Source organism: Janthinobacterium sp. FW305-129, assembly GCF_020858115.1.
Taxonomy (GTDB): domain Bacteria; phylum Pseudomonadota; class Gammaproteobacteria; order Burkholderiales; family Burkholderiaceae_D; genus Janthinobacterium.
This window is the reverse complement of record NZ_JACYMM010000007.1, coordinates 248,901-267,967: the sequence shown is the minus strand read 5'-3', so window position 1 is coordinate 267,967 and position 19,067 is coordinate 248,901. Positions and strand designations below refer to the sequence as shown.

Here is a 19,067-nt window from a genome sequence, read left to right as displayed (position 1 = left end):
ACCGGGTCACCGGCTAGCCAGGAGCACGCACGTGCTGTACGAAGAATTCAACGAGTTTTGGGACGTGGCGCGCAAGCGCAACATCATCTTTTTTTACGTGGGCTATTTCTCGCAGCACGTGGTCAGCGCCATTTCCGAGACCATCAAGGCGCGCCTCGATACGGCCGGCGCGGCCGGGCCCACGCGGCGGCGCATTTTTTCCTCGTTCATTGAGATGTCGCAAAACATCATGCATTATTCGGCCGACAGCCTGACGCCCGATGCGCAGCTGGACCAGCAGATGCGGCGCGGCTCGTTCTGCATCGGCACGCGCGGCGACAGCTTTTTTCTGCTGTGCGCCAACCCCGTCTCGACGGACAACGTGGCGCAGATCCGCGCCCGCCTGGAACCGCTGCACACCATGACGATGGACGAAATCCGCCTCGCCTACAAGAAGGCCCTGCGCGAGGAAGCGCCGTCCGACAGCAAGGGCGCGGGCCTGGGGTTCCTCACCATGGCACGCGACGCCAGCGAACCGCTGGAATTCGAATTCGTCCAGGATCCACAGGAGCCTGGCCACACCATCTTCTGCATCAAAGCCATCATTTGAAAGAGCCGACTCAGGAAAGCATATGCAATTACCGTCACCACTGTTCATCGCCGCGACCCCGAGTTCGCCCGAAATCGACTTCCGTTTCGAGCAGCACACCCTGTCGATCAAGGGCGAGTCGTACCCGGAAAACGCGGCCGCCTTCTATGGCCCGCTGATCGCCGCGGTGCGCGCCTACCTGGCTGGCTGCAACGAAGCGGCCATCACCGTCAACGTCTCGCTGGCCTACTTCAACAGCTCCAGCACGAAGATGCTGTTTACCCTGTTCGACACCCTGAACCAGGCGGCCGCGGACGGCAACCAGGTGCGCCTGAACTGGTATCACGACGAGGATGACGACACCATCCTGGAATTCGGCCAGGAGCTGCAGCAGGACTTCACGGCGCTCGACTTCCACGACCATCCCGTGCAGGGCAGCTAGGACATGCACGCCGCCCTCTCCGAGTCCGGACTGGAACCCGACCTGTTCACCGTGGAAGCGGCCGCGCTGGCTGCCGCGCGCCGCATGCACGCCGACCTTCACGCCAGCGGCGAGGCGCAGCGCCGCGTGCTCGGTGAGCTGATCGTTCACTACGAGCGGCTGATGCGCGAAACGCGCCGGCTGATCGGCCGCAGCGACCGCGCCGAACGCGACATGCATCTGCTGAACCGGCAGTTGCAGACGCTGGCCGGCCAGCTCGAATACCGCGCCACGCACGATCCGCTGACGGGCGCCCTGAACCGCGGCGCCGTGATCGACCACGCGTCGCGCTGCCTGGCGCAGGGCGACATGGCCCTGATCGTGCTCGACATCGACCTGTTCAAGCAGGTCAACGACGACTTCGGCCACCCGGCCGGCGACGGCGTGATCCAGGCCGTGGTGGACTGTTTAAAAGGGTTGTTGGGACAGGAAACGGCCATCGGCCGGGTCGGCGGCGAAGAGTTTTCCGTGGTCTGGCCCACCTCCTCGCGCGACGACGCGGCGCAAGTGGCGCAGCGCATCTGCGAGACGGTCGGCCGCCAGCGCCATGCGGCGCCCATCACGCGCGCCATCACCGTCAGCGTGGGCCTGAGCTGGAACCGCGCCGGCACGGCCTTCGAGACGGCCTACAGCCATGCCGACCAGGCCCTGTACCAGGCCAAGCGCGAAGGACGCAACTGCGTGCGCCAGTGGCTGGAGAGCTGAATCAGCGCAATGAATCAGCGAATATGCTCGCGCGCCATGCTGCCATCGCGGCGCATGGCGGCTGCCGCGCGCTGCATGGCCGCCACCTGCGCCTCGGGCACCTTGAGGTTGCAGGCCAGGTAAGTCTGCACGCGGTTAAAAGTCAGCAGCGGCACCACCTTGCCCTCCCACTCCTTGCCGACGAAAGGCTTGCTGCCCACCGCCAGGCCGACAGCCCACAGGTCGATGCGCCCCAGCAGCAGCTTTTGCGGATTGAGCCACTCCTGCGTGACGGGCGCCACGTTCATGCCGTGCTGGCGCAGGTAGTCGTCGCGCGCGTCGCCCAGCACCGTGCCGATCACCAGGCCGCGCGCATCGGCCAGGGTGCGCAGCGCCAGATGCCGCTCGGCCAGGCCATACAGTATCCATTCCGCTTCATTCAAGGGGCCGATCCAGCGAAACTGCGCTTCGCGCTCTTGCGTGCGCGTGGTGGAAAAGATGCAGGTATCAGGCTCGCGCAACGCCTGCGCATACGCGCGTTTCCACGGCAGCAGTTCCATCGTATAGCCGATGCCGGCGCGCGCCATGATCTCGCGCACCTTCAGCGTTTCACGTCCCACGACGACATTGCCTTCCATCATGCTCGATGGCGGCAAATGCTCGCCGACGATGCGCAGGCCGGCCGCCACGGCCAGCACCGGCATCAGCAGCGCCACTGCCAGCAGCCATGCCATGCTTGCTTGTTTCATGCTTGCCTTCTTCTACCACAGGGAATACGCGCCCCTGCCACCTGCAGGATGGTAACATCGGCCCCCACCGGCCATCGCCAAAGGTTGCCAAATAAACCATTATTTTTCCGTAACGTGGCTCAGGGCCAACGCTGGGAACGAACATGCGAGGGGAAAATGGCGAGAAAAATAACTGGCGGAAAACAGTAGGAGTCGAACCTACGGGAGAACGTCTGACGCCCTCCACCGGGTTTGAAGCCCGGCCACATCACCGGATGAGTGTGCTTTCCGCGGTGCCAGAGCTAACTGTTGGGCAAGGCGGCGCTGTAGGACCACAATGCTTGCGGGCGCAACAAATGCCCATTGCCAACACGGCGAGTATAACCGACGCGGTCGAAGAACTCCAGAACCTGGATCGCCCGCTTGCGCCCCAGGCCGCTCGCATCGCGGAACACGGCCGCGCTGACGGCGCCGGAACCGGGCGCAAGGCTTGCTTCCTCTTCGGCTTTTTGCGCCAGGTCCCGCACCAGCTGCGCCAGCCCGGCCAGCGCGGCCGGGTGATAAAACAGGTCGTGCACCACCTGGCTGATCTGGCCCGCTTTCGCCAGTTTACGCAACAGCCTGCGCGTCTCGTCCTCGGCCAGGCCGAAGTCGCGTGCCAGGTCGCGCGTCCAGGGCGGATCGAAGCGCCCCTGTTCCAGCGCCGCCAGCAGCGGCTCGGCCACCGCCTGTTCCTGCGGCGTCAGTTCCACGCTGTGCGTCGGCAGATGCAGGCTGGCGCCGCGCGCCTGCACGCTGCCCTGCGCCAGCAAGCCATCGACCAGATGGCTCCACAGCGCGTCTTCCATCTCCGCGTCGACGATGCGCTTCAGGCGCCACAGCTCGGGGCCCGCCTCGTCCGGCGCACGGGCGTGGAACGCTGCCAGGGCCGCCAGCAATCGCTCTTCCAGCGCCAGCAAGGCCGCCGGCGCCAGCAGCAGGGCGTCGTCGCCGCGCAGGGCGATGCGCCGCGTCTCGGGCGGCAAGGTGATGGCTGCCGCCGGCAGCAGCGACAGGCGCACCAGCAGCGACTCGCGCAAGCCCAGCGGGCTTTGCGCCAGCAGGGCGCCGATGTCGCCGTGCGCGACAAACGCCGCCAGCGCATCGAGCCACGCCAGCCTGGCCGGGCTGCGCCGCTTGCGCGCGGGGCCAAAGGGATCGAGCACCATGCCGCCGCCCACCGTCTGCGTCGCTTGCGCATTGCGCACGACGAAGCGGTCGCCCGGCACGCCGTGCATGGGCGCCTCGAACACCAGCTGTACCCTGCCCGTCTGCCCCGGCGACAGGGTCTCGCCATCGAGCATGACGGCGCGCGCCAGCTGGTGCGCCGCGCCCAGGTGCACGTGCAGCGGCGACCAGGCTTTCAGCTGCACGCCCGCGTCGGGCAGCAGGGTCAGTTCCACGTCGAGGCGCTCGGAGCACTGCGCCAGCGCGGGCGCGACGATCCAGTTGCCCCGCTCGATGCCTTCGCGGTCGATGCCGGCCAGGTTCAGCGCCAGGCGCTGGCCCGCCATGCCCGTCTCGGCCGCGCGGTTTTGCGCATGGATGCTGCGCACGCGCGCCGGCGCGCCGCCGGGCGCCAGTTGCAGGCTGTCCCCCACCGTGGCCATGCCGGCCAACGCCGTGCCGGTGACGATGGTGCCCTGCCCCGGCAAGGTGAACACGCGGTCCACGCCCAGGCGGAACAAGCGCCGCTCGTCGCGTTGCGGCAGGCTGCGCGCCACCTGCGTCAGGTGCGCCAGCAGGGCGGCCACACCGGGATCGCTGTCGCGATTGGCGGCCGTCGGAAAGATCGGGCTGCCCGCCAGCGGCGTGCCGGCCAGCAGCGCCTCGATGTCCGCTTCCACCTGCGCCACGCGGGCGCTATCGGCGCGGTCGACCTTGGTCAGCGCCACGGCGCCCCGCGTCACGCCCAGCAGCTGCAGAATCGCCAGGTGCTCGTGCGTCTGCGGCATGACGCCGTCGTCGGCCGCCACCACGAGCAGGGCGAAGTCGATGCCCGTCACGCCGGACGCCATGGTGCGGATGAATTTTTCGTGTCCCGGCACGTCGATCACGCCCAGCACCGTGCCGTCCGCCAGCGGCAGATAGGCGTAGCCGAGTTCTATCGAGATGCCGCGCGCCTGCTCTTCCTTCAGGCGGTCCGTGTGCACGCCCGTCAGCGCGCGCGTGAGTGTCGTCTTGCCATGGTCGATATGGCCTGCCGTGCCGACGATCATGCCGTCAACCCGGCCAGCTGCGCGATGAAGGCCGTTTCGTGCGCCGCTTCCAGGCAGCGCAGGTCCAGCCACAGCGTATCCTGGCCGATACGGCCGATCACGGGCCGCGGCAAGGCGCGCAGGCGCTGTTCCAGCGCTCCCAATGGATTGCTCAGGCGCGCGCCAGGGGCGCTGCGGATGGCCAGGCCAAAGCTGGGCAGCTGGTCGACGGGCAAGGCGCCGCTGCCGATCTGGCTTTTCATGGCTTCAGCCGTGACGGCGTACGATTTTCCCAGCACCTGCTGCAACTGCGGCAGCAGTTGCTCGGCCTGCGCGCGCATGGCGGCGGCCGGGCGCGTCAACAGGCGCAAGGTGGTCAAACGGTCGGCCAGCAAGTCGGGCGCGCGGTACAGCTGCAGCACGGGAGCCAATGCGGCCAATGTCAGCTTGCCGACCCTCAGCGCGCGTTTCAATGGGTTGCGCTTGATCCTGGCGATCAGGTCGGCGCGGCCGACGATGACGCCGCACTGCGGACCACCGAGCAATTTGTCGCCGCTGAAGGTCACCAGGTCGGCGCCGGCCGCGATGGTTTCGCGCACCGTCGTTTCATGCGGCAGCCCGTATTGCGCCAGATCAACGAGGGTGCCGCTGCCCAGGTCCACGGCCGTCGGCACGCCATGCTGTGCCGCCAGCGGCACCAGTTCGTCCAGCTCCACGCTTTTCGTGAAACCCGTAATCGCGTAATTGCTGCAATGGACCTTCATCAGCAGGCTTGTGTGCTCGTTGATCCCGTTCGCGTAATCGGCCAGGTGCGTGCGGTTGGTGCTGCCCACTTCGCGCAGCACGGCGCCCGCGCGCGTCATCACGTCGGGGATGCGGAAGGCGCCGCCGATTTCCACCAGCTCGCCGCGCGAGACGACGACCTCTTTATTCTGTGCCAGAGTGTTCAGCATCAGCAGCACGGCGGCCGCGTTGTTGTTGACGATGGTGGCCGCTTCGGCCCCCGTCAGTTCGCGCAGCAGTTCCTCGACCAGGTCGTCGCGGTCGCCCCGCTTGCCCGTTTCCAGGTCGAATTCCAGGTTCATCGGCCACTGCAGCGCTTCCACCACGGCTTGCACGGCGGCGTCGGGCAGCAGCGCGCGGCCCAGATTCGTGTGCAGCACGGTGCCCGTCAGGTTGAACACGGCGCGCAGCTGCGGGCGCGACTGCGCCTGCAGACGCTCGCCCATTTGCGCGACGATGGCGACAATCGATGCGCCCTCCTCGCCGAAGTTACCAAAACCCGCCCCGGCCAGCATGGCCGTGCGCAATTCGGCCAGCACGGCGCGCGCGCAGTCCAGGGTCTGCACGCGGCCGTATTCGGCGATCAGGGCCAGGCAATCCCCGTCGCCCAGGATGCGGTCCACCGACGGCAGGCGCACGGTCTGCTCTGTCTTCATCAGGCTGCGCCCTGGGGTTCGCTCTTCCCCAGCCACAGCAGCGGATTGCCGCTGGCGCGCTGGTAGCCCGCTTCGCCCACCAGCAGGTCGAGCATCAGGCTGGCCAGGTCGTCGGCCAGGGGCTCGACGTTGTAATCGTGTTCCTGGTTGAAGACTTTTCGATAGGTATGGCAATCGTCGCAGGTTTCCGCGCGCGCCACCTTCTTCGGATCGTTGGCCTTGTTCGGCAATTTCTCGTCCTTGGCCGTCACCGGGTCGAACGGCGCGGCATCGGCCGCATCGAGGCCCTGGTAGGCGATCTTGCCATTCTGTTCGCAGGTCGAACATTTTACGCGCACCATATGCCATTCACTTTCGCAAATGCCGCAGTGCAGGTAGCGGTAGCCCTGCGACTGGCCGCCGATGCGGATCACGCTGGCGACGGGGTGCGAACCGCAGACGGGGCACAGGGTGCCCGTTTCCAGGTCCGGCACGCGCGCGGCGCGCAGTTCGCTGGCCGACACCGACCATAAAATTTGCAGCGCGGCCGCGACGAACGGCGCGTGCATGGGATTGAGGTTGTCGCCGTTTTCATCGAGCACGGCATCGGCGCAGGCGTCCAGCGCGGCCGCGTCGAGCGCGCGCAGCTGTGCCAGCACTTGCGTCAGGCCGCCGGACAGGGCCGGCTGGCGTGCGGCCGTGGCGGCCAGTTCATCGAGCAGGCTGGCAAAGATGTCGCGCCAGACGGGCGGACGGGCGCCGCTGACGGGCAGCACGGGCATGCGGTGCTGGACCGCGCGGCGCAGCGCGTCGGGATCGGCGGCCGGCACGGCGCCGGGCGCCAGTTTGGCTACCACGGCGGCCTGCGCATCGGCCAGCGCGGCCATCAGCACCAGGTAGCCCTGCATGCCCGCGTCGACGGGGATGCCCTTGATATTGCCTTGCGCCAATTCGCGCAAGCGCAAGGCGCGCGCCGTAAACAGGCTGTCAGGCTGCGGCAGCAGCAGGCGCGGAATCGCGTTGTGGTCCAGGCCTTCGATTTCGCCTGGCTGAAGAATGCGTTGTACCAATGGAGTTCCCATCAAGAAAGGGGATGTAAAAGTATTTTAATCGATAAAGAGAAAGGGGCCGATCCTGTGGGACCGGCCCCGGCTCTTGCAGCAGGGTATCGCTTACGGCAGCTTAATCCTTGCTGTTGCGTATCACCGCCTCAAACCACTTCGGATGGTGCTTGCGCGCCCAGCCATAGGTGACGGTGCCGCGCACCATGGCGCCGATCGAGCCCTTGACCCAGATCGCCGCGTAGATGTGCACGATGATGGCGCAGATGATGGCAAAAGCACAACCCGCATGCAGCAAAGCGGCAAAGCGCACCACGTCGATCGGGAAATAGAACGCGAAATACGCGCGCCAGATCACGATGCCCGACAGCAGCAAGCCGATCATGCTGACCAGCAACACGAAGAACAGGATCTTCTGGCCGGCATTGTATTTGCCGATCTTCGGAAGCTTTTCCTCGCGGTTGTGCAGCACGTCGTCCATCTGTTTCAGCCACTGCTTGTCGCCGTCCTCGAACTTGTTGTGGTGCCAGAAGCGCAGCACCAGGATCGCGAACGAGACGAACATCACCAGGCCGGCAAACGGATGCAAAATGCGCGTCCATTGCCCGCCGCCGAACAGGTTCGCCAGCCACGCCATCGAGGGATGGAACATGGCCAGCCCGGACAGGGCCAGCATGACGAAGGTGATGGCCGTGACCCAGTGATTCGTGCGCTCATTGGGGTTGTAGCGCTCGATCAAGGGATTGCCATCCTTGTCGCGCAGCTTGCCATCGTGAAGTTCACTATGCTTCATGCTGTTCCTCCCGGATGCGCTTGGCCTCTTCCAGCGCCTCGTGCTCTTCGTCCTTGCTCACTTCGTTCGGACCGACACGCGTGTAGTGGAACAGGCCTGCCAGGGCCGTGGCCGCCATGCCGGCGACGGCCAGCGGCTTGGACCAGCCCTTCCAGAAGCCCACCATCGGACTGATGCGCGGGCGTTCCGGCAAGTTCGAATACAGCTTCGGCTTGTCGGCATGGTGCAGCACGTACATCACGTGCGTGCCGCCCACGCCCAGCGGATCGTACAGGCCCGCGTTTTCAAAGCCGCGCGACTTCAGGTCAACGATGCGCTCTTCCGCATGCACCTTCATGTCTTCCTTGGTGCCGAAGACGATGGCGCCCGTCGGGCACGTCTTCACGCAGGCCGGTTCCTGGCCCACGGCGACGCGGTCCGAGCACAAGGTGCACTTGTAGGCGCGGTCGTCCTTTTTCGAGATGCGGGGCACGTCGAAAGGACAGCCGGCCACGCAGTAGCCGCAGCCGATGCAGTTTTCCTGGTGGAAATCCACGATGCCGTTCGTGTACTGCACGATGGCGCCCGGCGCCGGACAGGCCTTCAGGCAGCCCGGGTCCTCGCAGTGCATGCAGCCATCCTTGCGGATCAGCCACTCGAGGTTGCCGTCGTTGTTTTCGTGTTCGGCAAAACGCATCACCGTCCACGATTGCGGCGTCAGGTCCGTCGGATTGTCATAGGTGCCATGGTTTTCGCCGACTTCGTCACGCAAGTCGTTCCATTCCATGCACGCCGTCTGGCAAGCCTTGCAGCCGATGCATTTCGACACATCGATCAGCTTGGCCACGGTGCCCGTCACCGGGCTGCGCGCCTGGGGCGGCGTCACCGTGGTCGCCGACAGGCGCCGGATATCTAAGGATTGCAGTGCCATTATTGATCTCCCATCATGCTTTTTCCACCTTCACCAGGAAGGACTTGAATTCCGGCGTTTGCGAATTCGCATCCCCCACGCCCGGCGTCAGGGTATTGATCAGATACCCCGGCTTGGCCACGCCCGTAAAGCCCCAGTGCAGCGGCAGGCCCACGGTATGCACCGGTTTGCCTTCGATCATCAAGGCCTTGATGCGCTTGGTGACGACGGCCTTGGCGATGATGTGCCCGCGCTTGGAACTGACGCGCACTTCACCACCGGCAACGACGCCGATGCTCTTGGCCAGCTCTTCGCCGATTTCGACGAATTGCTGCGGCTGGATGATGGCATTCAGGTGCGCATGCTTGGTCCAGTAATGGAAATGCTCGGTCAAACGGTAGCTGGTGGCCACGTGCGGGTATTCCTCATGCGTGCCGAATTGCTTGCGGTCATCGGCAAACACGCGCGCGGCCGGATTGCTGGTCGCTTGCGGGTTTTTCGGGTGCATGGGGTTATAGCCCAGCGGATTTTCGAACGGCTCGTAATGCTCGGGGAACGGCCCTTCGGCCATGGCCCCGCGCGCAAAGAAGCGCGCCACGCCCTCGCCCAGCATGATGAACGGCCCCATGCCGTTTTCCGGCGGTTCGTCGGCCTTGAAGTCGGGAATATCGGCCCCGCTCCAGTTGGTGCCATTCCATTCGATCAACTTGCGGGTCGGATCGAAAGCCTTGCCCTTCAGGTCGCACGAAGCGCGGTTGTACAGCACGCGGCGGTTGGCCGGCCATGCCCAGGCCCAGCCCAGGGTCTGGCCGATGCCGGTCGGGTCGCTGTTGTCGCGCCGTCCCATCTGGTTGCCCGCCTGCGTCCAGCTGCCGGCGAAGATCCAGCAACCGCTGGTGGTGGTGCCGTCGTCGCGCAATTGCGCAAACGAAGCGAGCTGTTCGCCCTTTTTCACCAGCAGCTTGGTCGGATCTTTCGGATCGTACAAGTCGGCCAGCGCCTTGCCGTTGAATTCGCGGGCGATTTCTTCCGGCTGCGGGTTATGCGGCTGCGCATAATTCCACGTCAGGTTGACGATAGGATCGGGGAACTTGCCGCCCTCTTTCTTGTACATGTTGCGCATGCGCAAGAACAGGCCCGACATGATCTCCAGGTCGCTGCGCGCCTGGCCCGGCGGTTCGGCCGCCTGCCAGTGCCACTGCAGCACGCGCGAAGAGCTCACCAGCGAACCGCGTTCTTCGGCGAAGCAGCTGGTCGGCAAGCGGAACACTTCCGTCATGATCTTGGTGGGATCGACTTCGTGGTATTGGCCGTGCGCCTTCCAGAATTCGCCCGTTTCCACGGCCAGCGGATCCATGATGACGAGGAACTTCAGCTTCGACAGCGCTTCCGTGACCTTCTGCTTGTTCGGCGCGGACGCCAGCACATTGAAGCCCTGGCAGATATAACCCGTCATCTTGCCTTGGTGCATGTTCTCGATGGCTTGCATCAAGTCATACGGCTTGTCGAGTTTTGGCAGGTAGTCGTAGGCGTAGTTATTTTCCGCCGTGGCAAAGTCGCCCCACCACGTCTTCATGAAGCTGACGTGGAATTTGCGGTAATTGCTCCAGTAGCTGAGCTGGTTCGGCCGCAGCGGCTTGGTGGCGCGCGCGGCGATGTAGCCATCGAAATCCTGCTCCGCTTCGTTCGGCAAGGTCATGTAGCCTGGCAACAGGTTCGACATCAGGCCCAGGTCGGTCAAGCCCTGGATGTTCGAGTGGCCGCGCAAGGCGTTCATGCCGCCGCCGGCGATACCCATGTTACCCAAAAGCAACTGCACCATGGCGCCCGTGCGGATGGTTTGCGCGCCCGTCGAGTGGTGCGTCCAGCCCAGCGCGTACAGGATGGTGCCGGCGCGTCCCGGCACGGCGGTCGATGCCAGGGCTTCGGCCACCTTGTGGAACTTGTCGGCCGACACGCCGCACGTACGTTCGACCATCTCGGTCGTGTAGCGCGCGTAGTGCTTCTTCATCATCTGGTAGACGCAGCGCGGGTGTTCCAGGGTCGGGTCGACCTTGGCGTAGCCGTCGTCGCCGATCTCGTAATCCCAGGTGGCCTTGTTGGTGTACTTGCCTTTTTCCTTGTCGAAACCCGAGAACAGGCCGTCCTCGAACGCATAGTCTTCGCGCACGATGAAAGGCATGTCCGTGTAGTTGCGCACGTACTCATGCTGGATCTTGTCGTTCGTCAGCAGATAATTGATGATCGCGCCGAGGAAGACGATGTCCGTGCCGGTACGCGTGGCGCAGTAGTAATCTGCCACGGATGCGGTACGGGTAAAACGCGGATCGACAACGATCAGCTTGGCCTTGTTATGCGCCTTCGCTTCCGTTACCCATTTGAATCCGCAAGGATGTGCTTCTGCTGCATTGCCGCCCATGACCAGGATCACGTCGGCATTCTTGATATCGACCCAATGATTCGTCATCGCGCCACGGCCAAACGTCGGGGCAAGACCTGCCACCGTCGGTCCGTGTCATACACGCGCCTGATTATCAAAGGTCAGCATCCCCATGCTGCGCACTGTCTTGTGGGTCAGATACCCGACCTCGTTGCTGCCGGCGGACGCGGCCAGCATGCCGGTGGAGAGCCAGCGGTTGACGGTCTTGCCGTCGGCATTCTTTTCGATCAGGTTGGCATCGCGGTCATCCTTCATCAGGCGCGCGATCTTGTCGAGCGCCACATCCCAGGAGATCGGTTGCCATTCCGTGCCGCCCGGCGCGCGGTATTCGGGCACTTTCAGGCGGTTCGGGCTGTGGATGAAGTCGACCAGGCTGGCGCCTTTCGGGCACAGGGTGCCGCGGTTGACCGGGTGATCGGCATCGCCTTCCACGTGGATGATGCTGGAGACGGCGTTTTTCGCGCCATCGCCCAGGCCATACAGCAAAACGCCGCAGCCAACGGAACAGTAAGGACAGGTATTGCGGGTCTCGGTCGTGCGAGCCAGCTTGTATTGCCGTACCTCTGCCAACGCCTGCCCCGGCGCAAAACCGAGCAAGGCGAGGCTGGAGCCAGCAATCGTGGCGCCAGTTACCCGAAGGAACTGGCGCCTGGATATCTGAACCATATCAGACCTCTATGATGTGAGTAAATAAAAAGTCATACGGCGTCATGACAGTGTCATATCCATAAGATATAAGCACCATGCCTGTGCCGTATGAGGCGTATTTTACCCCTCAAAGGCAATCAAGGCTCAGTCCGCCGGAAAAAATTACCCCTCGTCAACATTAATTTATCCATACCGAATATTTCCTCTAAATGGACAGGCATGAAAAAACCCGCTCGCGAGCGGGTTTTGTTGGGGAACGGCAAAAATTACAGGCTGTAGCGCAAAGTCAATGCCACGTTGCGCGGCGCTCCCGGCAAGCTCAGGTTCGGACTGGAACCGTGGCCGGAAACGATGTAGCGCGTGTCGCAGATATTGTTGATGTTCAGCTGCACTTCATAGCGGCCCGTGCGGTACGCGGCCATGGCGTCGGCCGTCACGTAGCCGGGCAAGACCACCGTGTTGCCCGCATTGGCGAAACGGCTGCCGACGGCATTCGCGCCGCCGCCCACCGTGTAGCCGTGGCCCAGGTCTTTCGTCAGCCACAGGTTGGCCGTGTTGCGCGCCGTCAAAGTGGCGCGCTTGCCCTTGATGGCGACGGAACTGGCCGTCGTCGTGCCCGGCGCATTCACGCTGCGGTCGACGGCGATGGAATCGGTGATGGTGGCATCCAGGTAAGCGTAGCCGGCCATCATTTTCCAGCCATCGTGCAAGTCCGCGTTGAAGGTCAGTTCCAGGCCATCCGTGCGCTGCGTGCCGACGGGCACGATGCGGTTGGTGATCGGGTCGCTGGTCTTGATATTGTCGCGCTCCAGGCGGAACAGCGACACGGTGGCGTTGGCGCGGCCGCCCCACAGATCGTACTTGGCGCCCACCTCCGTGTTGCGCGTGGTTTCCGGCGCCAGGTCGGCATTATTCGCGGCCAGGGCGAAGTTCTCGCCGCTGGGCTGGAACGAGCGGCTCCACGACGCGTAGTACGACTGCGCAGCGCCCGGTTGCCAGACGAGGCCGGCGCGGGGGCTGTAGGCCGAATCCGTGCGCGACAGGTCCGCCGTCGTCACGCCTAGCGCATTGGCCAGGCGCGACTGCTGCTTGTAGCGGTCGTAGCGCAGGCCGGCCAGCGCCTTCCACTCGTCGCTGAAACTGATGGCGTCCTGCACGTAGGCGGCGGCCGTGTCGTAGGTGCCGAAGGTATCGCTGCGCGCGCCCAGTTTGCTGCGGTTGACCACAGGCAGGACGGGGTTGAAGATCGACACGTTCGTCGCCACCACGGTCGAGGCCCAGCTCGACGCATCCTTGTTCTGCTTGCCGAACTCGGCGCCGTACAGCACTTCGTGGCGCAGGCTGCCCGTGACCAGCTTTTGCGTCAGTTCCGTCTGGTTGAACCAGCCGCTCTCGTCACGGTTGAGCTTGGCGTGACCGAGGTTCATCGTGCCTGTGACTTCGTTGACGTTGCCGGAAATATTCGTGTTGTTGCGGTCCAGGTGATAGTCGTAGTAGCGGAAGGCATTGCGCAGCGACAAACTATCGCTGAATTTGTGCGTCAGGGTAGCGGCCGTGGACACCACGCGCGACTGGCTGAAATCCGCATCGCGGGCATTCGCGGCGCCATAATAGGTGCGCGCATCGACGGCGACGGGACGGCCGTGCCAGGACGGGATGCCGAAGTCCGTCAGGCGGCGGTCTTCCAGGTAATCGCCCTGCAGCAGCAGTTTCGTAGCGTTTGAGAGGCGGATGGCCACGGAGGGCGCGATCGCCGTACGGTTGATGAATTGCTGGTCGCGGTAGCTGTCGGACAATTCGCGCGCGCCCGTGACGCGCCAGTCCACCGTCTCGCCGACACGGCCCACGTCGACCTCGCCGCGGCGCCCTTTTGTATTCGTCAGGCTCAGCGCCACGTCCGCGATATCGATACCCGGTTTTTTGGTGATGCGGTTCACCAGGCCGCCCGAGGAACCGCGGCCGTACAGCACGGCGGCCGGTCCCTTGATCACTTCCAGGCGCTCCACATTCGACAGGTCGCGGAAATACAGCGCATCGTCGCGGAAGCCGTCGACGAACTGGTCGCCGATGGCCGTGAAACCGCGGATGAACACCTGGTCGCGCTGGCCGTCGCCCGTGGACAGGCCCACTCCGGGAATGTTCTTCATGATGTCCTGGATCGACACGGCATGCTGGTCGCGGATCACGGCGGCCGGCACCACGTTGATCGTCTGCGGCACGTCGCGCAGGGCCATTTCCGTCTTGGTGCCGCTGGCGGAGGTGGCGGCGACATAGCCGGCGTTGTCCTTCGAGGCCGTCACAGTGACGGCGGGCAAACTTTCCTGAGCACAGGCTGCCAATGGCGTGGCGCCCAAGGTCAGGGCGCCCAGTACGGCGAGAGTGATCGGTTTACATCCTGGCTTGCGCTGTTGCTGCATACAATTCCCTGGTCGATGATTTAATACGAATGATTCTCATTAGTATTTTATCAGCCTGCATGGCGAAAAGTAAGGCAAAATGTAAGTGATAGTACTTATAGACTAGGTACTTGACGTAAAAAAGCAACAATGAATTAATATCAATAAGTAATTAAAATTGCCGTAAAAAACTATTTCCGCGCGTCAATGCTATACTTCCGGTTTGCTGGTTAGCGGCATCCCAGGCCGCCACACCCCTTGTTTTACCTCCAACGCCGTGCACAGCGCGGCGCGCCGCACAGCAATCCTGCGGCACCCGAAGACCCCGATCCCCTGCGCCTTGCGGCGCCTGTCCGCCCCTGCTGGCGGCGGCGATCATGACTATTAAACTGTTAGGAATTACATGAAAAACCTGAACATCGGCAGCCGCCTTGGCGTCGGCTTTGCTGTCGTATTGCTGTTGCTTGCCGCCTTGACCGTCACCGCCCTCGTGCGCATGCAAACGGCCAGCGACCTGACCTATCGCCTCATCAATACCAGCATCAAGAACCAGCGCATGGTGGCCGAATGGTCGAAGATCATTGAACTCAACAGCGTGCGCGGTGTCGCCTCGTTCGAAATCACGGATCCTGTCGTGCGCGCCAAGATCGAGGAAGACTTGAAAGTCGATGCGGACCGTTCCAGCAAGCTGCAGGACGACATCGTCGCCTCGCTGCTCAACCCGGCCGTGATCGAGCAATTCAAGGTCGTGCGCAAGGTGCGTACCGACTACGTGACGACGCGCGCACGCGCCTTCAAGATGAAGGCAGACGGCGACGTGGCCGGCGCCAAGATCGTGTTCGAGAAGGAAGTCGCACCGATCACCGTGGCCTACCTGGCCGAAGTGAAGCGCTTTGCCGGCATGCAGATCAAGGCGGCCGACGGCGTCGGCGCCAGCATCATCGAGGCTTACAGCGGCACGCGCATCTTCCTGATCACCATGGGCGTGCTGGCCGTGCTGATGGGCATCGGTTTTGCGTGGTGGATCACGCGCTCGATCACCGGCCCCATCCGCGACGCCGTGAAAGTGGCGGAAACCGTGGCAGCAGGCGACCTGAGCAGCACCATCACGGTGCAGGGCCGCGATGAAACGGCGCAGCTGATGCACGCCCTGAAAACCATGAACGACAGCCTCGTCGGCATCGTCGGCCAGGTGCGCAGCGGCACCGACACCATCGCCACGGCGTCCGCGGAAATCGCCGCCGGCAACCAGGACCTGTCCTCGCGCACGGAACAGCAAGCCAGTTCGCTGGAAGAAACGGCCTCGTCGATGGAAGAATTGACCAGTACCGTGAAGCAGAATGCGGACAATGCGCGCCAGGCGAATAAACTGGCCGGCGACGCGGCCGGCATCGCCAGCCGCGGCGGCGCCGTGGTGGCCGAAGTGGTCGCCACCATGGGCGAGATCAATACCTCGTCGAAGAAAATCGTCGATATTATCTCTGTCATCGACGGCATCGCCTTCCAGACCAACATCCTGGCCCTGAACGCGGCCGTGGAAGCGGCGCGCGCCGGCGAACAGGGCCGTGGCTTTGCCGTCGTGGCAACCGAGGTGCGCAACCTGGCACAACGCTCGGCAGCGGCAGCGAAAGAGATCAAGGGCTTGATCGACGATTCCGTGCAAAAAGTCGACGTGGGCACGGATCTGGTCGACAAGGCCGGCAAGACGATGGAAGAAATCGTGCAAAGCATCGGCTTCGTCACGTCCATCATGAGCGAAATCAGCAACGCCAGCGAAGAGCAGAGCGCGGGCATCGAGCAAGTCAACCAGGCCATTTCGGAAATGGACCAGGTAACCCAGCAAAATGCGGCGCTGGTGGAAGAAGCGTCGGCAGCGGCCGAAGCGATGCAGGAACAGGCGAGCGAACTGGCGCAAGTGGTCAGCGTCTTCCGCCTGGACGCCAACGCGGCGGCGACCGACCGTTTCAGCGTGAAAGCGGCGCAGCGCAGCGCGCCGGCAACCCCGGCCCCGGCCGCCCGCAAGGCCCCTGCCCTGCGCCTGCCCGTGACGCGCGCCAGCAGCAAGGCAACGGCACCGGCCGAAGGCGATTGGGAAGAGTTTTAAATCTGCTGCATCAAGCCGCGCGGGCTTGCTCTTTGGCGATCAGTGCCGCCAGTTCGCGCGGCACGGATTGTCCCAGGAATGCCAGCGCCAGCGCTTCCGGATCGATGGCGGCGTCCGCCGGCATGCCATGCTCGAAGCCGCCCACCATGATGCGGCAGAAATGCGGCGATTCGGCCCGCGTTTCCACATACCAACAACCCGCATGACCTTGCACAAAGTATTCGCCGATAAAGTAGCCGAGCATGGTTTTCACCCATTGCCAGCTTTCGTCGCGGATGACGATGGTGCGCATGGCCGCATCGATGTACGGCAGGTATTCGGCCGCGTTGCTCAGCACTTCGTGCGCGGGCTGGATGCCCAGGCGCTCGACAAAATTGACCAGCGACGCGCCCAGCGCATCATAATAGGCATCAAAAGCCGTCTGGCTTTGCTGCAATAATTGTTCTTGTTCCTTCGACAGCATTCACACTCCACAGACATTCAGCAATCCCGTATTTTACGCCACGCTCACATCCACCCCGGCCCGCTGCAGCAAGGCCTGGTTGCGGACAGACAGATGCGTCACCTGCAGGTGCTTGCCCGCCTTGTCATAGCGCTCATACAAGGCTTCGATGGCGGCGATGGCCGAGTGGTCGGCCATGTGCAGATGCCGGCAATCGAGGATGACGCGGGCAGGATCGGCGGCCGGCTGGAACAGTTCCAGAAAATGCGTGACCGAGGCGAAAAACAGGGTGCCGTGCGGCAAGTACACGCGCATGCCAGGGCTGCTGTCATCGATGTCGGCACGCATGTCACGCGCATGCTGCCAGGCAAAATTCAAGGCGGCAATCACGATGCCGCACAGCACTGCCGTCGCCAGGTCCGTGAACACGGTGATCACCGTCACGGCAACGATCACCAGCGCATCCTGCAACGGCACCTTGCCCAGCACGCGCAGGGACCCCCAGGCAAACGTCTGCTGCGCCACGACGAACATCACGCCGACCAGCGCGGCCAGCGGAATGCGCTCGATCAGCGGCGACAGGAACAGGATGAACAATAGAATCATCACGCCGGCCGTCACGCCCGACAGGCGCGAGCGCCCGCCCGAGCTCAGGTTGATCATCGTCTGGCCGATCATGGCGCAGCCGCCCATGCCGCCAAACAGGCCCGAGACGACGTTCGATGCACCGAGGGCGACGCATTCGCGGTTGGGCTGGCCCCGCGTTTCCGTTATTTCATCCGTGAGATTAAAAGTGAGCAAGGTTTCCAGCAAGCCCACCATGGCCATCAGCGCCGCATACGGCAAGATGATGTGCAAGGTGGCCATGTCCAGCGGCACCGTGGGCCAGTGCAGGGCCGGCAAGCCGCCGGCGATATGCGCGAGGTCGCCCAGCGTGCGCGTGGGCAGGTGCAGAAAATGGCTGAGCACGCCCACGCCGAGGATGGCCACCAGCGCGGGCGGCACGGCGCGCGTGATGCGCGGCAGCACGTAGACGATGGCCATGGTGAGCAGCACCAGCGCGCTCATCACGAGCAAGGGCGTGCCTTGCAGCCAGGTTTCGCCGTGCGGCGTGGCCTGGCGAAAGTGTTCCAGCTGGGCCATGGCGATGACGACGGCCAGGCCATTCACGAAGCCCAGCATCACCGGGTGGGGCACCATGCGGATCAGCTTACCCAGGCGCAAGAGGCCGAACAGCGCCATGATGATGCCGCTCAGCACCACGGTCGCCAGCAGATACTGCACGCCATGCTGGGCCACCAAAGCCACGATGACGACGGCCATGGAACCGGCAGCGCCCGAAATCATGCCCGGGCGCCCGCCAAAGATGGCCGTCAATGCGCAAATGATGAAGGCGCCATACAGGCCCATCAGGGGATTGAGCTGCGCCACCAGGGCAAAGGCGATGCATTCGGGCACCAGGGCGAACGAGGTGGTCAAGCCCGCCAGGACGTTTTTTTGTATATTCGAGAACCACTCTACCCGAAAAGTTGCGTTGATCATTGATGCGTATCCAAAGTCGGAACAGGGAAATGCGGGCCAGACGGAAAATAATCAGGCGCAGCCATGCCAGCGGGCGTCACGGAAAAGGGGCGCCGAGCTTGAACGGAGCAGGAAAGTCGTCAGTGACTACATTGGTATGGCGGAAAGGGAAAGTATCATCAAGGCGCCAGGCGGCGCCGCTGAGCTTGCTGGCATTATACAAGATGCACAGCGGACAAAGTCTGGCGAAAGCGCAGACAAAAAAATAGCCCACTCGAAAGTGGGCTATTTTTTTCATCTGGAGGCGAGGACGGGAATCGAACCCGTCTAAACGGCTTTGCAGGCCGCTGCATAACCTCTTTGCTACCTCGCCAGAGGAACTGCTTGGATGCGCCTTGCGGCCCACCTTGAAAACTGGAGCGGGAGAAGAGTCTCGAACTCTCGACCTCAACCTTGGCAAGGTTGCGCTCTACCAACTGAGCTACTCCCGCATTGGAGCTTGTTTACCGCTTAATCACGCCGCATGACTGCTTTGCGGCGGATAAAAAAAGGAAGCCAGCTTAGCTTCCCTTTAGAATTCTGGAGCGGGAGAAGAGTCTCGAACTCTCGACCTCAACCTTGGCAAGGTTGCGCTCTACCAACTGAGCTACTCCCGCA

General features: G+C 63.5%; 14 protein-coding genes and 4 tRNA genes. 4 read left to right on the top strand and 14 right to left on the bottom strand.

Annotated features, from left to right (window positions below; genetic code table 11):
• The first annotated feature begins 31 nt into the window (after window positions 1–31).
• Genes IGS61_RS16430 through IGS61_RS16420 form a run of 3 tightly spaced genes read left to right on the top strand, consistent with a single transcriptional unit; the run spans window position 32 to window position 1,754 of the window.
• Window positions 32–589, top strand: a complete 558-nt coding sequence (locus IGS61_RS16430) for a SiaB family protein kinase (RefSeq protein ID WP_230540651.1) — start codon at window positions 32–34, stop codon at window positions 587–589.
• 22 nt (window positions 590–611) lie between these two features.
• A complete protein-coding gene (locus tag IGS61_RS16425; protein ID WP_230540650.1) occupies window positions 612–1,010 on the top strand; it encodes a DUF1987 domain-containing protein in 399 nt (132 codons plus the stop codon).
• A 3-nt stretch (window positions 1,011–1,013) separates the two neighbouring features.
• Complete coding sequence (locus tag IGS61_RS16420) at window positions 1,014–1,754, top strand: GGDEF domain-containing protein (RefSeq protein WP_230540649.1); 741 nt, start codon at window positions 1,014–1,016, stop codon at window positions 1,752–1,754.
• A 14-nt stretch (window positions 1,755–1,768) separates the two neighbouring features.
• Here IGS61_RS16420 and IGS61_RS16415 read toward each other — a convergent pair whose 3' ends face one another.
• The 9 genes from IGS61_RS16415 to IGS61_RS16375 form a co-directional block, all read right to left on the bottom strand.
• A complete protein-coding gene (locus IGS61_RS16415; protein ID WP_230540648.1) occupies window positions 1,769–2,482 on the bottom strand; it encodes a substrate-binding periplasmic protein in 714 nt (237 codons plus the stop codon).
• 173 nt (window positions 2,483–2,655) lie between these two features.
• Window positions 2,656–2,751, bottom strand: a tRNA-Sec gene (locus IGS61_RS16410).
• 12 nt (window positions 2,752–2,763) lie between these two features.
• Window positions 2,764–4,719, bottom strand: coding sequence for a selenocysteine-specific translation elongation factor (gene selB, locus IGS61_RS16405; protein WP_230540647.1), 1,956 nt, complete (start codon window positions 4,717–4,719; stop codon window positions 2,764–2,766).
• Entirely contained in the window at window positions 4,716–6,137 is a 1,422-nt protein-coding gene (gene selA / locus IGS61_RS16400) for an L-seryl-tRNA(Sec) selenium transferase (RefSeq protein ID WP_230540646.1), read from the bottom strand. Before selA ends, selB begins: the two co-directional genes overlap by 4 nt.
• A complete protein-coding gene (gene fdhE, locus IGS61_RS16395; protein ID WP_230540645.1) occupies window positions 6,137–7,198 on the bottom strand; it encodes a formate dehydrogenase accessory protein FdhE in 1,062 nt (353 codons plus the stop codon). The genes selA and fdhE overlap by 1 nt, the downstream gene beginning before the upstream one ends.
• A gap of 100 nt (window positions 7,199–7,298) precedes the next feature.
• The gene (locus IGS61_RS16390) at window positions 7,299–7,970 is read right to left on the bottom strand and encodes a formate dehydrogenase subunit gamma (RefSeq protein WP_230540644.1); all 672 of its coding nucleotides are present in this window, start codon (window positions 7,968–7,970) and stop codon (window positions 7,299–7,301) included.
• The gene (gene fdxH, locus IGS61_RS16385; protein WP_035820208.1) at window positions 7,960–8,880 is read right to left on the bottom strand and encodes a formate dehydrogenase subunit beta; all 921 of its coding nucleotides are present in this window, start codon (window positions 8,878–8,880) and stop codon (window positions 7,960–7,962) included. The genes IGS61_RS16390 and fdxH overlap by 11 nt, the downstream gene beginning before the upstream one ends.
• A gap of 13 nt (window positions 8,881–8,893) precedes the next feature.
• Window positions 8,894–11,965, bottom strand: a complete 3,072-nt coding sequence (fdnG, locus tag IGS61_RS16380; protein WP_230540643.1) for a formate dehydrogenase-N subunit alpha — start codon at window positions 11,963–11,965, stop codon at window positions 8,894–8,896.
• Between the two features lie 248 nt (window positions 11,966–12,213).
• Window positions 12,214–14,364 (bottom strand): TonB-dependent receptor, encoded by a 2,151-nt coding sequence (locus IGS61_RS16375; protein ID WP_230540642.1) that lies wholly within the window; start codon window positions 14,362–14,364, stop codon window positions 12,214–12,216.
• A 382-nt stretch (window positions 14,365–14,746) separates the two neighbouring features.
• Here IGS61_RS16375 and IGS61_RS16370 point away from each other — a divergent pair, with 382 nt between their 5' ends.
• Window positions 14,747–16,447: a methyl-accepting chemotaxis protein gene (locus IGS61_RS16370; protein WP_230540641.1), complete on the top strand. Its 1,701-nt coding sequence runs from the start codon at window positions 14,747–14,749 to the stop codon at window positions 16,445–16,447.
• A gap of 10 nt (window positions 16,448–16,457) precedes the next feature.
• On the opposite strand, the gene IGS61_RS16365 is transcribed toward IGS61_RS16370, so the two are convergent.
• The 5 genes from IGS61_RS16365 to IGS61_RS16345 form a co-directional block, all read right to left on the bottom strand.
• Window positions 16,458–16,910 carry a hypothetical protein gene (locus IGS61_RS16365; protein WP_230540640.1) on the bottom strand — a complete coding sequence of 151 codons (453 nt, stop codon included), beginning with the start codon at window positions 16,908–16,910 and terminating at the stop codon, window positions 16,458–16,460.
• A 33-nt stretch (window positions 16,911–16,943) separates the two neighbouring features.
• On the bottom strand, window positions 16,944–18,431 hold the full coding sequence (locus IGS61_RS16360) for a SulP family inorganic anion transporter (protein ID WP_230540639.1): 1,488 nt from the start codon (window positions 18,429–18,431) through the stop codon (window positions 16,944–16,946).
• 278 nt (window positions 18,432–18,709) lie between these two features.
• A tRNA-Cys gene (locus tag IGS61_RS16355) sits at window positions 18,710–18,783 on the bottom strand.
• A gap of 42 nt (window positions 18,784–18,825) precedes the next feature.
• Window positions 18,826–18,901, bottom strand: a tRNA-Gly gene (locus IGS61_RS16350).
• A gap of 89 nt (window positions 18,902–18,990) precedes the next feature.
• Window positions 18,991–19,066: transfer RNA gene (locus IGS61_RS16345), tRNA-Gly, on the bottom strand.
• Window position 19,067 lies beyond the last annotated feature (1 nt).